Origin of the sequence: Scandinavium manionii, assembly GCF_024764775.1 — a bacterium.
Classification (GTDB): domain Bacteria; phylum Pseudomonadota; class Gammaproteobacteria; order Enterobacterales; family Enterobacteriaceae; genus Scandinavium; species Scandinavium manionii.
Window position 1 is genome coordinate 229,145 of record NZ_JALIGC010000039.1, and the last position, 13,498, is coordinate 242,642.

At 51.1% G+C, this 13,498-nt stretch carries 13 protein-coding genes and 1 tRNA gene; 7 read left to right on the forward strand and 7 right to left on the reverse strand.

Annotation, left to right across the window (positions count from 1 at the left end; translation table 11 throughout):
• Positions 1–13: 13 nt before the first annotated feature.
• The 3 genes from ypdK to MUU51_RS15550 all read right to left on the reverse strand — a co-directional run bounded on the left by ypdK (position 14) and on the right by MUU51_RS15550 (position 2,825).
• Positions 14–85 (reverse strand): membrane protein YpdK, encoded by a 72-nt coding sequence (ypdK, locus tag MUU51_RS15540; protein WP_110509655.1) that lies wholly within the window; start codon positions 83–85, stop codon positions 14–16.
• Positions 86–514: 429 nt separating this feature from the next.
• The gene (locus tag MUU51_RS15545) at positions 515–1,315 is read right to left on the reverse strand and encodes a hypothetical protein (RefSeq protein WP_159770071.1); all 801 of its coding nucleotides are present in this window, start codon (positions 1,313–1,315) and stop codon (positions 515–517) included.
• A gap of 298 nt (positions 1,316–1,613) precedes the next feature.
• Positions 1,614–2,825: a CDP-glycerol glycerophosphotransferase family protein gene (locus tag MUU51_RS15550; RefSeq protein WP_258968082.1), complete on the reverse strand. Its 1,212-nt coding sequence runs from the start codon at positions 2,823–2,825 to the stop codon at positions 1,614–1,616.
• Between the two features lie 205 nt (positions 2,826–3,030).
• On the opposite strand from MUU51_RS15550, the gene MUU51_RS15555 reads away from it, so the two are divergent.
• Complete coding sequence (locus tag MUU51_RS15555) at positions 3,031–3,366, forward strand: DUF1294 domain-containing protein (RefSeq protein ID WP_159770783.1); 336 nt, start codon at positions 3,031–3,033, stop codon at positions 3,364–3,366.
• Between the two features lie 16 nt (positions 3,367–3,382).
• On the opposite strand, the gene MUU51_RS15560 is transcribed toward MUU51_RS15555, so the two are convergent.
• Both MUU51_RS15560 and MUU51_RS15565 read right to left on the reverse strand, forming a co-directional pair.
• Positions 3,383–3,457, reverse strand: a tRNA-Arg gene (locus MUU51_RS15560).
• A gap of 81 nt (positions 3,458–3,538) precedes the next feature.
• Positions 3,539–4,465: a formate/nitrite transporter family protein gene (locus MUU51_RS15565; protein ID WP_159770077.1), complete on the reverse strand. Its 927-nt coding sequence runs from the start codon at positions 4,463–4,465 to the stop codon at positions 3,539–3,541.
• Between the two features lie 168 nt (positions 4,466–4,633).
• On the opposite strand from MUU51_RS15565, the gene mlaA reads away from it, so the two are divergent.
• The gene (mlaA, locus tag MUU51_RS15570) at positions 4,634–5,389 is read left to right on the forward strand and encodes a phospholipid-binding lipoprotein MlaA (RefSeq protein ID WP_258968083.1); all 756 of its coding nucleotides are present in this window, start codon (positions 4,634–4,636) and stop codon (positions 5,387–5,389) included.
• A gap of 64 nt (positions 5,390–5,453) precedes the next feature.
• Here mlaA and fadL read toward each other — a convergent pair whose 3' ends face one another.
• On the reverse strand, positions 5,454–6,803 hold the full coding sequence (fadL, locus tag MUU51_RS15575; RefSeq protein ID WP_509908849.1) for a long-chain fatty acid transporter FadL: 1,350 nt from the start codon (positions 6,801–6,803) through the stop codon (positions 5,454–5,456).
• 366 nt (positions 6,804–7,169) lie between these two features.
• On the opposite strand from fadL, the gene MUU51_RS15580 reads away from it, so the two are divergent.
• The 4 genes from MUU51_RS15580 (at position 7,170) to sixA (ending at position 11,764) form a co-directional block, all read left to right on the forward strand.
• Positions 7,170–7,454: a YfcZ/YiiS family protein gene (locus MUU51_RS15580; protein WP_258968085.1), complete on the forward strand. Its 285-nt coding sequence runs from the start codon at positions 7,170–7,172 to the stop codon at positions 7,452–7,454.
• Between the two features lie 160 nt (positions 7,455–7,614).
• Positions 7,615–8,925 carry an acetyl-CoA C-acyltransferase FadI gene (gene fadI / locus MUU51_RS15585; protein WP_159770089.1) on the forward strand — a complete coding sequence of 437 codons (1,311 nt, stop codon included), beginning with the start codon at positions 7,615–7,617 and terminating at the stop codon, positions 8,923–8,925.
• Positions 8,925–11,072, forward strand: a complete 2,148-nt coding sequence (gene fadJ, locus MUU51_RS15590) for a fatty acid oxidation complex subunit alpha FadJ (protein WP_258968086.1) — start codon at positions 8,925–8,927, stop codon at positions 11,070–11,072. The genes fadI and fadJ overlap by 1 nt, the downstream gene beginning before the upstream one ends.
• Positions 11,073–11,278: 206 nt before the next feature.
• Positions 11,279–11,764 carry a phosphohistidine phosphatase SixA gene (gene sixA, locus MUU51_RS15595; RefSeq protein WP_159770095.1) on the forward strand — a complete coding sequence of 162 codons (486 nt, stop codon included), beginning with the start codon at positions 11,279–11,281 and terminating at the stop codon, positions 11,762–11,764.
• 66 nt (positions 11,765–11,830) lie between these two features.
• Here sixA and smrB read toward each other — a convergent pair whose 3' ends face one another.
• Positions 11,831–12,382 carry an endonuclease SmrB gene (smrB, locus tag MUU51_RS15600; RefSeq protein ID WP_110509151.1) on the reverse strand — a complete coding sequence of 184 codons (552 nt, stop codon included), beginning with the start codon at positions 12,380–12,382 and terminating at the stop codon, positions 11,831–11,833.
• 163 nt (positions 12,383–12,545) lie between these two features.
• On the opposite strand from smrB, the gene prmB reads away from it, so the two are divergent.
• Positions 12,546–13,478 (forward strand): 50S ribosomal protein L3 N(5)-glutamine methyltransferase, encoded by a 933-nt coding sequence (gene prmB / locus MUU51_RS15605; protein WP_258968087.1) that lies wholly within the window; start codon positions 12,546–12,548, stop codon positions 13,476–13,478.
• Positions 13,479–13,498 lie beyond the last annotated feature (20 nt).

Sequence of the window (13,498 nt, forward strand, 5' to 3'; positions counted from 1 at the left end):
TGCATGCTCAGGTTTAAACCATCAGGGCGAAAGTGCCGGCCCAGACGATGACCATAAAGGAGATGCCCATAATAAAATATTTCACGTCACATCACTCCGCGTATAGCTCGATACGCCCAAATGAAAACAATCCTGACTGAGTATAGAGAGTTGACACCGCCTCGAATAAAAATTGGGATTTGTCCCTTTTTACCCTTCGGCACAACCTCAAAATTCTGTGCTTCTTGTGCTCCAGACGGCGCTAATGTACGCTTAAAAAAGGGGGGTGACAAGCTTGATTTTTTTATTAATTTTTAGTTACTTACGGGTGTCGTGAAACGGCGACACAATGATTTCAGTACGCAATAAATGCCTGCACAGCGACGGCAAAACCATCGTCGAATGAGGGGGTAGTACCGCATTGAAATTATAGGGGTTTTACCAAGTGAGTTCTCAGGGGACAGTGCGACACTGTGGCTCACCTGAGAAATTACAGCGTAGAGTGATATCTTAACAACGGTCTCAGGCTGGCCTATTAGAATTGATACTTATACGAGACTTTTATTTTTTTCTCGGCGTCATCAATATAGGTATTGTTGTCCTGAACGTAGGTAAACGCGCTGACAGAGTTGTGCTTGTCGAATGAGTAGCCCAGTCCCACGCCGGCAAAGTAGCCTTTGTAGTTATCCCCATCATCGTTTTTCGAGCCGTACGAGCCGCCAGCAACGCTCAGTAAGCGCAGATTGGCTGTCAAAGGTTTGATCATAAAGACACCCAGGTACCCGCTGCTACCTGAACTGTCTACCAGACCGAAGCCGTTTTCTTCGGAAAGATCGCCGCTAAAACCTGGTTGAGAGCAAGCTTTATGCTTGTCTTTATCGCAGCCAAAGGTGTCACCTGTGTTGTAGGAGTAGCCTGCCATTGGGAAAAACTGGAAACCAGCGGGTTCAAAACCAAAATAGCTCAGGGGGAGAAATGTCCCGATTGAGTAGTTGGTCTGGGAAGCGCCATTCGGAAATTCATTCTTACCGAAGTTGAAGTTGAAAATCCCGATCGGGAAGAGCCATGACCCCCCAACACGCCACTCAGAAGCATCGGTATTGATTTTAACGTTAATTTTGCGCGCTTCGTCCAGCGCCAGCGAGCCTGAAAATTGTACATCGCTGTCATTCATATCGTAGTTATCAGACCATGCAACGCCCACTTTTGTGGTGACTCTGGTTGGGTCATCATCCGATTTTTCTTTGTTGGTTTTAACGATACCGGATTGCGCAAACGCGAGTGCCGGCAGGAGCCCCAGAGTGAAGAGGAACAATGAACGTGTTCTGCTATGCATGTATGGTCCGAAGTATATAAAGGGCTGAAAATAAGCGAAAGCCCACGATCCTACATTGGATGGGCTGGGGACTCGCATATTTAGATTTAAAAAATGGTTTAATTTTGAATTTTGTCGCTGAGCTCGGTATGTTAATTTAAATATTCTGCAGTTCTATATTTTCGAGAGCGGACCATAGATGAATTGCGACAAAGAAGGCAACTGAGTCACCCCTCTGCGCTTCGTTTATAGTCCGGAAGCGATTAATTCTAAATGTATAAATATTCTGCAGGGAAATGCCTATCCCATTTAGATTTAATCAATAATGCTCTACATTAAATTCATGACTGCTAGCAACACATGCGTCGACCTCGCTTTGCAAAAATCTAACCAACGATGAGGCCGCTTGTAACTGATCAGTCTCAAATAGCGCATCTGCCATTTTTTGTCGTTCATCTTGCTTACAATCGTTCCTTAATGCTTGAGACAGAACAAATGGAAGTGTTTTATCCGTAAATAAATAGGCAAATTCAATATCTGGCACCAGACCAAAGTCAGGTTCAAAAGACTTGTGCGTTCCCTTTTCAATGCCCAAACGTAAAATAGGTTTTTGAGTCAACAGGAAATCAAACATTATAGATGAATAATCGGTAACGAGGGCGTCAAATTTGTTGAGGTGTGGATAAATATCAACTGTCGGATTTATATAGTAAACATTACTGTTAAGTTTACCGCTGCTTTTGTCCTGAAGTAGAAGTGGATGGGCCTTAATATAAAGATCGGCATTATTTTTCTGACACGCCAGTGCTAACTGGCCCAAAAATCCAGATGAACCGGTTAATAGTTGCGTTGCACCCCGCTGCCAGGTGGGTGTGAAGAGGATCTTTTTCCGTTTTTTATTCTGTAATGCCTGAAACATCTCTTTGGGAAGCTCGCTGCCGATGAGCTCGTGCTCGGTCGCGCCGCGTAAAATCACTTCATTCCTGGGATATCCTGCGCGGATGATCCGTTTACATCCAAATGCTTCATTGAAAAAACTATCGAGGCATGAGGAAGTACTTAATACCGTGTCAGCCCTTGAGGCAAAGGCTACTGGACGGCGAAAATTGTAATCAACCAGCGACAAATGCTTCATCAGCATTAGTAACAGATGCTTGACTGAAACACCATGCCAAAGCTGAATGTGGCGGGCTCCTTGCAGACAGGCGAATAGCTCTTCGCTCCCATTGAGGCTCTGTGAGGGGTTGACTGAAAAAACAGCCACCGCAGCAGACAGAAAAAGCCGCATGGTTTCTTCAAACGAATCAGCATCAATCAGATGGCATGGGAGATTTTTCTCTTTAAGAGAGTTAATGAGTGTTTTTTCACAGCTACACCAGATACAGGTATAATCTCTCTGTTCTTCTAACACCCTGAGATATAGGTATTTTGTATTGTCACTGAAAGTCTCTCGGCCAAAAAACAGGACGACTTTCTCTTTTTTATTTTTTCGGGAAAGATGTTCTAACCGCAAAGATAATTCATTTTTCATGCTGCTATACCCGTGCCTGATTGAAAATTTACCAGGAAAGTAATAGCGACATTCCGGTTACTGAACTGAAGCCAATTATTAAATTTAAACAATTCATTCAAAGCATATGAGGTTTGATGAACAAATCCTCCTTGTGGAATGCACATCTGCAATTTTTTCGGACGAAGCGATAGCGGGAGAGTATTCGATAAGGTTATGATAAGTGATGATATTTAATCGACTTTGTTATCTACTTTTAGCAGCGGTGGCCACCATAAGTGCATTCTTTCCTGACCCGCTGCAGGTGTGGATTATTTCCGTAAATGTGCTCACGCTGCTGCTTTATGGGGCGGACAAATTAGCAGCGCGAAAGAATGGGTACCGTGTACCTGAGTTCACTTTGCTGATTTTTGGTGTGGTGGGTGGGTGGTTTGGCGCCATTCTGGGGCAGCAAATATTTCGGCATAAAACACAAAAGCAGCCGTTCAAAACCTACTTTGCCATTAGCGTGATAGTGAATCTGATGGTCGTGATAGCGGGCATGTATTGGGTGATGAGATGAAACAGGGGGGAGTATATGGTGTCCCCTGCAGGAATCGAACCTGCAACTAGCCCTTAGGAGGGGCTCGTTATATCCATTTAACTAAGGGGACGAAGCGGCACGAGTATAGCGTTTTTTAGCAGGCGCGTTAAGCACATAGCAATCTGACTGCTCAAAGTGTCGCCATCGTCCTTCATTTCTGTTGTGATTTTTCGCGTTGCTGGGCTTTTGCTTTCTCCTCAGCTTTCCGTTTATTGCTCATGTCGTTGCGAATTTGCGCGTGGCTCATCAGGGCGAAAATAAAGGTGCCACCGCAAATATTCCCGGCGAGCGTCGGCAGTGCAAAAGGCCAGAAGAAATCATGCCAGTGCAGGGTACCACTGAAAACCAGATACAGAATCTCGACTGTTCCGACCACGATATGTGTAGTATCGCCCAGGGCGATCAGCCAGGTCATGAGAATAATGACGACAATTTTCGCGGCGCCTGCAGAGGGGAACATCCACACCATGGTTGCGATTAGCCAGCCTGAAATAATGGCATTGGCGAACATTTCTCCCGGTGTGTTTTTCATGACGTCCATACCGATTTTGGTGAAGGCATCACGCGTAGGCTCATCAAAAATCGGCATGTATTCGAACGCCCAGGCGGCGACGCCGGTACCGATGAGATTTCCCAGTAACACCACGCCCCAGAGTCGCATTAGCAGGCCAAAATTGCCCATCGTTGGACTTTGCATAACGGGCAAAACGGCGGTAACGGTGTTCTCTGTAAACAACTGTTGGCGGGCCATGATCACGATGACGAAGCCGAAGGTATAGCCCAGGTTTTCCAGCAGGAAACCGCCAGGAACACCTTCGAGCTGCACGTGAAAAATCCCTTTCGCCAGTAGCGATGCTCCCATAGACAGCCCGGCTGCGATTGCCGACCACAGCAGCGCCATGGCATCGCGTTCGAGTTCTTTTTCACCGTCCTGACGAATGTGCTCGTGGATGGCCATTGCCCGCGAAGGAAGCCGCTGTTCATCGACTTCTATCTCTTCCCCCCGGTTTTTTTCATCGCTTTCGACTTCCAGTTCTTCCGTATGGCGGTCAATTTTCTCTTTTTCGATACGGTCCATAGGGTGTTACCTTCGTCAACGGAACCTTGGTAAAGCGTAGCGGGTTTTGCTGACAGTCTCCCCGGGTCAGACTCTTAATTTTGGTGTTATGCCATGAATAGCGATACGTCTGTTTCAAAATATGTATAAAATCAGTAAGAGCAGTGATTTCTTTACAGGGAGATATTTATGAATTTTCGCCTGTCTGCGCTTGCGCTGAGCGCGACGCTGTTGGTGGGCTGCGCCAGTACCGGTGACCAGCAGCAGGGGCGTTCAGATCCGTTCGAAGGATTCAACCGCACCATGTACGACTTCAACTTTAACGTGCTGGACCCTTATCTGGTCCGCCCGGTTGCTGTCGCATGGCGAGACTATGTCCCGCAGCCTGCGCGTAACGGTATCGGCAACTTCACCAGCAACATCGAAGAGCCAGCGATCATGGTGAACATGTTCCTGCAGGGCGACCCGTATCAGGGTATGGTCCACTTCACGCGTTTCTTCCTGAATACCCTTTTAGGAATGGGCGGTTTCATTGATGTCGCGGGAATGGCGAATCAGAAACTGCAGCGCGTTCAGCCACACCGTTTCGGTAGCACCATTGGGCATTATGGTGTGGGCTATGGCCCGTATCTGCAGTTACCATTCTACGGTAGCTTTACCGTGCGTGATGATGTCGGCGATATGGCTGACGACTTGTATCCGGCGCTTTCATGGCTGACCTGGCCGATGTCTATCGGCAAGTGGGTGATAGAAGGGGTTGAAACCCGTGCGCAACTGCTGGATTCCGACGGTCTGCTGCGTCAATCGACTGACCCGTACATCACGGTGCGTGAAGCGTACTTCCAGCAGCATGATTTCATTGCTAATGGCGGTAAACTCAGTACGGAAGACAACCCGAACGCCAAAGCAATTGAAGGCGATCTGAAAGATATCGATTCGCAGTAAGCGACGTCGAAAATAAAAAAGGTGAGCATCGCGCTCACCTTTTTTTATGCCTGAACCCGAACTATCAGAAGCGATAGTTGAAGTTAGAACCGAACAGCCAGGCGGTACCTTCAGAGCGGAACTGAGACTGAGTTGGGCCCGGGTCACCTTCAGTAATATTCACGTGCTGTCCGTGCATGTACGAAGCGCCTACATCGATGGAGGCATCCGGATTAAACGCGTAAGTTGCCCCTGCGCTTAGCCACAGACGGTCTTGATCCGGGATCGAGATAGAGCGGTGATCGGCTGGAACCGGGCTGTCATCAAACGCGATACCGGTACGGAAAGTCCAGTTGTCGTCGTAGTAATAGGTGGTACCCAACGCTAGACGCCATGCATCCTTGAAGCTTTCACCTTTATAGAACAGGGTCTGACCGCTACTGCCGGTCGCTTTCAGCTCCTGGAACTGGCTCCAGCTGGTATAGGTAGCGCTGTAGTGGATAGCCCACTGTGGCGCAACGCGGTTATAACCTGATACTTCCCACATTTCTGGTAAGTTCAGGGTCAAGGAGCCATCGGTAGTTTGACCACTGGTACCATACGGTAAGTTGGTCAGCCCCATATTTGCAAAGATAGGGTTCAGATTAGAGTTAATTGAGCTTTTGTAGTCACCGTCGAAATCGATTTTAACTTCAGAGCGGTAAGTAAAGCCCCAGCGGTTATTTTTATCCAGTTCATACAGGATACCCGCGTTCCAGCCAAAGCCCCACTCATCGCCTTTAAGACGGGCAATCTGGGAGTCTTTGGTTGACAGCCCGCTGTCCATTCCTGGTGGCAGTGGTAGCTGCGAAGAAACCAACGGTCCCAATTCGCCAGCGTAACGCTCAATTTTAGCTTTTGCATACACAGCATCAAAGCCTACACCGAAGCTCCAGTTACTGTTCAGGCGGTAAGCACCGCTCAAGTTGAAGTTTAGTGTCTGGAGATCGGTTTTCCCGCCATAAATACCCGCGTTGTAACTATCGTTAAATTCCGTCGACAAGCCATAGTTCGAGGTCATTGAAGCACCTACACCAAACTGGTCGTTAATAGGTGCAACAAAGTGTAAGTTTGGTACCCAGGCTGTTGGCGCAATATTATCCGCATCGGTACTCTGGCCCGTGAGCTGGGATTTACCAGATATATTCACGTCCGGATCGATATAGACTGCACCAGCAGAAAATTGCGGGCGGTCATACATCATAATTAACGCTGGGTTACGGCTGGCGTTACCCGGATCGTCGGCAATAGCGCCTTCACCGGAATAAGCACGCCCTAAGCCTGAGGCAGAAAATTCATTTAATTGAAAGCCTGCTGACCAGGCCTGAGAGGAAACGAGTGCCACTGCAACTGCGAGAGCGGATTTTGTAAAACGGGTTTTTTGGCTCATGACCATAACCTCAATCGAGTTATTTTTATGCAAAAATTGTTACATGCCGTAACAGAAGCGCGAAGTGTAGGGTCTGTGTTACGTCAGAGAAATCAGACCAGTGCCGAGAGTATAGGTCTGACCAGATGGAATGTTGCAAGTATGTTTATAAGTTTTTTCAATTGTGATCTAAGAAACGCGATCCAGCTGGCAAAATTCGGGTCATGAAAGTTCCCTTGAAAGGGCGATTTTTGTTTTAGATCATTTTTAATTGTGATTTAGCTCACTTATGGCGGCTGAACGAAATATCAACTGGAGACGGTCAGGGCAGGGGCGTAAAATAAAGGCATTGTTTATCTGGCACCCTGGGTGCGAATACAGAGGAAATCTACAATGAGTAAATGCAGTGCTGATGAAACCCCGGTTTGCTGCTGTATGGATGTTGGTACCATTATGGACAACACCGATTGCACCGCGTCCTACAGCCGCGTCTTTGCGACCCGTGCTGACGCTGACGAAACGCTGGCTGCACTGAGCGAAAGAGCCCGTGGTGTTGAGTCCGACCCATGCAAAATCATCCCGACCTATAAAGACGTCGACGGTGGTGTGCAGCTGGATATCGATTTTGTGTTCTGCTGCGAAGCTGAAACCCTGATTTTCCAGCTCGGACTGCGTTAATCCCTTCTCTAAAACGCCTCTGCTCAGCAGGGGCGTTTTCTTTTTTATCCCAGTGTGTTTTGGCTCTCACTTTTATGCTTCCCTGATTGGCTGGATGTAAAAAATTAGTTAAGACTGTTATCAGGTCAGACCACTTTTTTACGTTTACCAGGGGACAGTTATGAGTCAGGCATTACCGCTTATCACCCGCCAGGGCGATCGCATTGCCATTGTCAGCGGGTTACGCACGCCTTTTGCCCGCCAGGCGACGGCTTTTCACGGCATTCCCGCGATTGAACTGGGAAAAATGGTTGTCGGTGAACTGCTGGCTCGCAGCGAAATTCCTCCTGAAGTCATCGAGCAGTTAGTTTTCGGTCAGGTCGTGCAAATGCCGGAAGCGCCAAACATCGCCCGTGAAATTGTGCTCGGCACCGGCATGAGCGTACATACCGATGCATATAGTGTCAGCCGCGCCTGCGCAACCAGCTTCCAGGCCGTCGCCAACGTCGCGGAAAGCCTGATGGCAGGCACCATTCGTGCCGGGATCGCCGGTGGGGCAGATTCCTCCTCTGTCTTGCCGATTGGCGTGAGTAAAGCGCTGGCCCGCACGCTGGTAGATGCTAACAAAGCCCGCACGCTGGGGCAGAAACTCAAACTCTTCTCTCGTCTGCGCCTCAAAGATTTGGCCCCCGTGCCGCCTGCCGTGGCGGAGTACTCCACCGGTTTACGCATGGGCGACACCGCCGAACAAATGGCTAAAAGCTGGGGCATTACCCGTGAGCAACAGGATGCGCTGGCGCATCGCTCGCATCTTCATGCAGCCAAAGCCTGGGCCGACGGCAAGCTGGCAAACGAAGTAATGACGGCCTACTCGCCGCCGTTCCGTGAGCCATTCGCGCAGGACAACAATGTGCGGACCCATTCTTCTCTGGCAGACTACGCAAAGCTGCGTCCGGCCTTTGACCGCAAACATGGCACGGTGACTGCTGCCAACAGCACCCCGCTGACCGACGGCGCGGCGGCAGTTATTTTGATGACGGAATCTCGCGCAAAAGAGCTGGGTCTGAAGCCGCTCGGCTATCTGCGAAGCTACGCGTTTACCGCGATTGATGTCATGCAGGATATGCTGCTGGGGCCCGCGTGGTCCACGCCGCTGGCGCTGGAACGTGCCGGGCTGACGATGGCCGATTTAACCCTGTTTGATATGCATGAAGCCTTCGCCGCCCAGACGCTGGCGAACCTGCAACTGATGGCGAGCGAGCGCTTTGCGCGCGACGTGCTGGGCCGCAGCCATGCGACCGGTGAAGTGGACGACAGTAAATTCAACGTGCTGGGCGGATCCATTGCTTACGGACACCCTTTTGCAGCAACAGGTGCGCGCATGATCACCCAAACTCTCAATGAGCTGCGCCGTCGCGGCGGTGGCTTTGGTCTGGTGACCGCCTGTGCGGCCGGTGGTTTAGGCGCAGCCATGGTTCTGGAGGCCGAATAATGGAAACGACATCCGCATTTACTCTGACCGAACGCCTCGATAACGTGGCGGTCATTACCATCGACGTTCCTGGCGAAAAAATGAATACCCTGAAGGCCGAATTTGGCGTTCAGGTGCGGGCTATCCTCAAGCAAATCCGCGACAACAAAGCCCTGCGTGGCGTGGTGTTCATCTCCGCCAAACCGGATAACTTCATTGCCGGGGCCGACATCAACATGATTGGCAACTGTACGTCGGCGCAGGAAGCTGAAGCGCTGGCGCGACAGGGACAGCAGATCATGGCGGAGATTCATGCTTTGCCAATCACGGTCATTGCCGCGATTCACGGCGCCTGTCTCGGGGGCGGTCTCGAGCTGGCGTTAGCCTGTCACAGCCGCATTTGCACAGATGCTGCGAAAACGGTGCTGGGCTTGCCGGAAGTCCAATTAGGCCTGCTGCCGGGTTCAGGCGGCACGCAGCGTCTGCCGCGGCTGGTTGGCATCAGCACCGCGCTGGACATGATCCTCACCGGGAAACAGCTTCGCGCCCGGCAGGCATTAAAAGTCGGTCTGGTGGATGACGTAGTACCGCACGCTATCCTTCTCGAAGCGGCAATAGAGCTGGCTAAACAGGAACGCCCGACCAGCCGACGTCTGCCGGTCCGGGAACGCATTCTGGCCGGTCCGCTGGGACGCAGTCTGGTGTTCAGCCTGGCGGCGAAAAAAACAGAACAGAAAACGCAGGGGAATTATCCTGCCACCGGGCGCATTTTGAAGGTGCTCGAAACGGGTCTGGCGCAGGGCAGCAGCAGCGGGTATGCCGAGGAAGCCCTGGCGTTTGGCGAGTTGGCGATGACGCCACAGTCAAAAGCACTGCGCTCTGTCTTCTTTGCCAGCACCGACGTGAAAAAGGATCCGGCGGCTAACGCCGAGCCGCAACCACTGCATTCGGCGGCGGTTCTGGGGGGGGGCCTAATGGGCGGCGGTATTGCGTTTGTCACCGCCAGCAAAGCGAAATTGCCGGTCCGTATAAAGGATATCAATGCCAACGGCATCAACCATGCGCTGAAGTACAGCTGGGAGCTGCTTGATAAGAAGGTGCGTCGCCGCCATATCAGATCCAGTGAGCGTGACAGCCAGCTGGCGCTGATTTCTGGCACCACTGATTACAGCGGTTTTGCCCATCGTGACGTCGTGATTGAAGCGGTGTTCGAGGATTTATCCTTGAAACAACAAATGGTGGCAGAGGTGGAGGCTAACTTTGCGCCACACACTATTTTTGCCTCTAACACCTCGTCGCTGCCGATTGGCGATATTGCCGCGCAGGCGCAGCGCCCGGAACAGGTGATTGGTCTGCATTTCTTCAGCCCGGTAGAGAAAATGCCGCTGGTTGAAGTGATTCCCCATGTGGGCACATCGGAAACCACGATTGCCACCACTGTGAAGCTGGCGAAACAGCTCGGTAAAACACCGGTGGTGGTAGCGGATAAAGCCGGTTTTTACGTCAATCGCATTCTGGCGCCTTATATCAATGAGGCGATTCGGCTGCTGACAGAGGGCGAATCCATCGAAAAAATTGATGGCGCGCTGACGAAATATGGCTTCCCGGTAGGCCCAATCCAACTTTTGGATGAGGTCGGAATCGATACTGGAACTAAAATTATTCCAGTACTGGAAAGCGCTTACGGGGAACGTTTCAGCGCACCTGCAAATATCATTAGCGCAATTTTGAACGACGATCGCAAAGGCAGAAAAAATGGTCGCGGTTTCTATCTTTACGGCGCAAAAGGGCGTAAAAGAAAAAAACAGCCTGACCCTGCAATTTATACGCTTATTGGCGGTGGGCAGAAGGGAACGCTCTCTGGGCAACAGATTGCTGAGCGTTGCGTGATGATGATGCTCAACGAAGCCGCACGTTGCTTTGATGAGCAGGTAGTGCGTAGCGCCCGCGATGGTGACATCGGTGCGGTGTTTGGTATTGGTTTCCCCCCCTTTTTGGGCGGCCCGTTCCGCTATATGGACAGCCTTGGTGCGGGGGAGGTCGTGGCGATTCTGCAACGCCTGACGACGCAGTATGGACCACGGTTCACGCCGTGCGACGCATTAATCAGGATGGCAGAACAGGGCCTGGCCTTTTGGCCCGTAAATGAAACTGAGACGTTAAGTTGAGGTCAAATAAAGGTAAATCCAAGAGAGGCATAACGCTGTTGTATGGTTATTTTGTAAACAGAGATTGACTATACTTACGCCATTAAGGTAAAAAACAGCGTTTCATTCATCGAATGGATCAGGCACAATGCCCGACCACCGAATAGACAGCGTACTTTGTACGTGTGTTTTTCCCCGGTGCTTCTGGTTAACAAAAGCGGTGCAATATGCAAGTTTTTATTATGCGTCACGGCGACGCTGCCCTCGATGCAGCCAGCGACTCGGTTCGTCCCCTTACCACTTGTGGTTGCGATGAATCCCGTCAGATGGCGAACTGGCTGAAAGGTCAAAAAGTGGATATTGAGCGCGTTTTGGTCAGCCCGTTCTTACGAGCAGAGCAAACGCTGGATGTGGTGGGGGAGTGCATGAACCTGCCAAAAGAGATCGATGTCCTGCCGGAACTCACGCCTTGCGGCGATGTGGGGCTGGTAAGCGCCTATTTGCAGGCGCTGGCGAACGAAGGTGTTGCCTCTGCGTTGGTGGTTTCCCACCTGCCGCTGGTCGGCTACCTGGTGTCTGAGCTCTGCCCGAGTGAAGCTCCGCCGATGTTCTCGACATCCGCCATTGCGAACGTCACGCTTGATGCTAATGGGCAAGGCCAGTTTAACTGGCAGATGAGCCCGTGCAATTTGAAGATGGCTAAAGCCATCTGAGTAAAAGGCGGGTGAGCCGTGCGCTTCCCGCCATTTTTACCTGTCACTTCTCCCCGCGTCGTTTTCCTACGGTAATTCTGGTGGCTGCCACTCTTCCACTTCAATCAACACCACCAATGCGGCGTCTCCGCCATACTCTTTTGGTGCCTGATGAAACGCCATCACGTGCGGGTGCTGTGCCAGCCACAGCGGCGTCTGCTGCTTCAGAATATGTTTCCCGTGCCCGTGCATCACGCAGGCACAAAACACATGTTCACGACGACAAGCCGCAATCAACGCACCTAATTCCTGTTTGGCCTGCATCTGGGTCAACCCGTGCAAATCAAGATACAGCTCCGGGGAATAATCCCCACGGCGCAGTTTCTTTGCCTCAAAATGGCTCACGTCCGCGCGCACGTATTTCATCGCGCCTTCGGTGTTCAGCAGCGGCTGAAACTCATCGGAAAAATAGTGGCTGTTATCGGCCTGTTCCTGAAGCAAACGCTTCACCGGCACTTCAGTGATTTTCTTACGCGCCGGGCGATGGACAATAGTGTCCTGCTTAATCTTGCGGGTGCCGGTCATCAGTTGACGGAACAGCGCCTGATCCTCTTCGCTCAGTGAGGTTTTCTTTTTCATTCTTTCATCTCATTTTCGCTTTGCGACAGTTTACCCGACTCTCTTCGCTTACGGGCAGTGAAAACGCATTTTTCCCCGCTCTCATGACGCAAGAATGCTGATTTATCGGCGTCTTCATGGCAAACTAGCCGCCGAATTTCAGCGATGGGCCCTGGAGGGGAAAGTGGATAAAATTTTTGTCGATGAAGCAGTCAATGAGCTGCATACCATTCAGGATATGTTGCGTTGGTCGGTGAGCCGCTTTAGCGCCGCGGGTATCTGGTATGGTCATGGCACGGACAACCCGTGGGATGAGGCGGTTCAGCTGGTGCTGCCGTCACTCTATTTACCGCTGGATATTCCGGAAGACATGCATACTGCGCGTCTGACCTCCAGTGAAAAACACCGTATCGTTGAGCGCGTGATTCGCCGCGTCAACGAGCGCATTCCCGTCTCCTATCTGACCAACAAAGCCTGGTTCTGCGGCCACGAATTCTACGTGGATGAACGCGTGCTGGTGCCACGCTCGCCGATCGGTGAGCTCATCAACAACCGTTTTGCCGGCCTGATTGCGCATCAGCCTGAGCATATTCTGGATATGTGTACCGGCAGTGGCTGCATCGCTATCGCCTGTGCGTACGCTTTCCCGGAAGCGGAAGTCGACGGCGTCGATATCTCCCCGGATGCGCTGGCGGTGGCTGAGCAAAATATCGAAGATCACGGCCTCATCCATCACGTCACGCCAATCCGTTCTGACCTGTTCCGTGACCTGCCGAAAGTGCAGTACGACCTGATTGTCACCAATCCGCCGTATGTTGATGCGGAAGACATGGCCGACCTGCCGAACGAATATCGCCACGAGCCTGAACTCGGCCTGGCATCCGGCTCTGATGGCCTGAAGCTGACGCGACGTATTCTTGGCAATGCGCCTGATTACCTGACTGACGACGGTATTCTGATTTGTGAAGTCGGTAACAGCATGGTACATCTGATAGAGCAGTATCCTGACGTTCCGTTCACCTGGCTTGAGTTTGATAACGGCGGCGACGGCGTCTTCATGCTCACCAAAGCGCAGCTTCTGGCTGCCCATGAACACTTCAGCATCTATAAAGATTAATTAAAATTCGACGGGGCTGT

Excerpts from the sequence above, each read along its gene's own strand:
- MUU51_RS15565 (WP_159770077.1), bottom strand. The coding sequence starts at position 4,465 with ATGGACCGTATCGAAAAAGAGAAAATTGACCGCCATACGGAAGAACTG.
- fadI (WP_159770089.1), top strand. The coding sequence starts at position 7,615 with ATGAGTCAGGCATTACCGCTTATCACCCGCCAGGGCGATCGCATTGCC.
- MUU51_RS15580 (WP_258968085.1), top strand. The coding sequence starts at position 7,170 with ATGAGTAAATGCAGTGCTGATGAAACCCCGGTTTGCTGCTGTATGGAT.
- MUU51_RS15545 (WP_159770071.1), bottom strand. The coding sequence starts at position 1,315 with ATGCATAGCAGAACACGTTCATTGTTCCTCTTCACTCTGGGGCTCCTG.
- fadL (WP_509908849.1), bottom strand. The coding sequence starts at position 6,803 with ATGGTCATGAGCCAAAAAACCCGTTTTACAAAATCCGCTCTCGCAGTT.
- MUU51_RS15550 (WP_258968082.1), bottom strand. The coding sequence starts at position 2,825 with ATGAAAAATGAATTATCTTTGCGGTTAGAACATCTTTCCCGAAAAAAT.
- MUU51_RS15555 (WP_159770783.1), top strand. The coding sequence starts at position 3,031 with ATGATATTTAATCGACTTTGTTATCTACTTTTAGCAGCGGTGGCCACC.
- mlaA (WP_258968083.1), top strand. The coding sequence starts at position 4,634 with ATGAATTTTCGCCTGTCTGCGCTTGCGCTGAGCGCGACGCTGTTGGTG.
- sixA (WP_159770095.1), top strand. The coding sequence starts at position 11,279 with ATGCAAGTTTTTATTATGCGTCACGGCGACGCTGCCCTCGATGCAGCC.
- fadJ (WP_258968086.1), top strand. The coding sequence starts at position 8,925 with ATGGAAACGACATCCGCATTTACTCTGACCGAACGCCTCGATAACGTG.
- smrB (WP_110509151.1), bottom strand. The coding sequence starts at position 12,382 with ATGAAAAAGAAAACCTCACTGAGCGAAGAGGATCAGGCGCTGTTCCGT.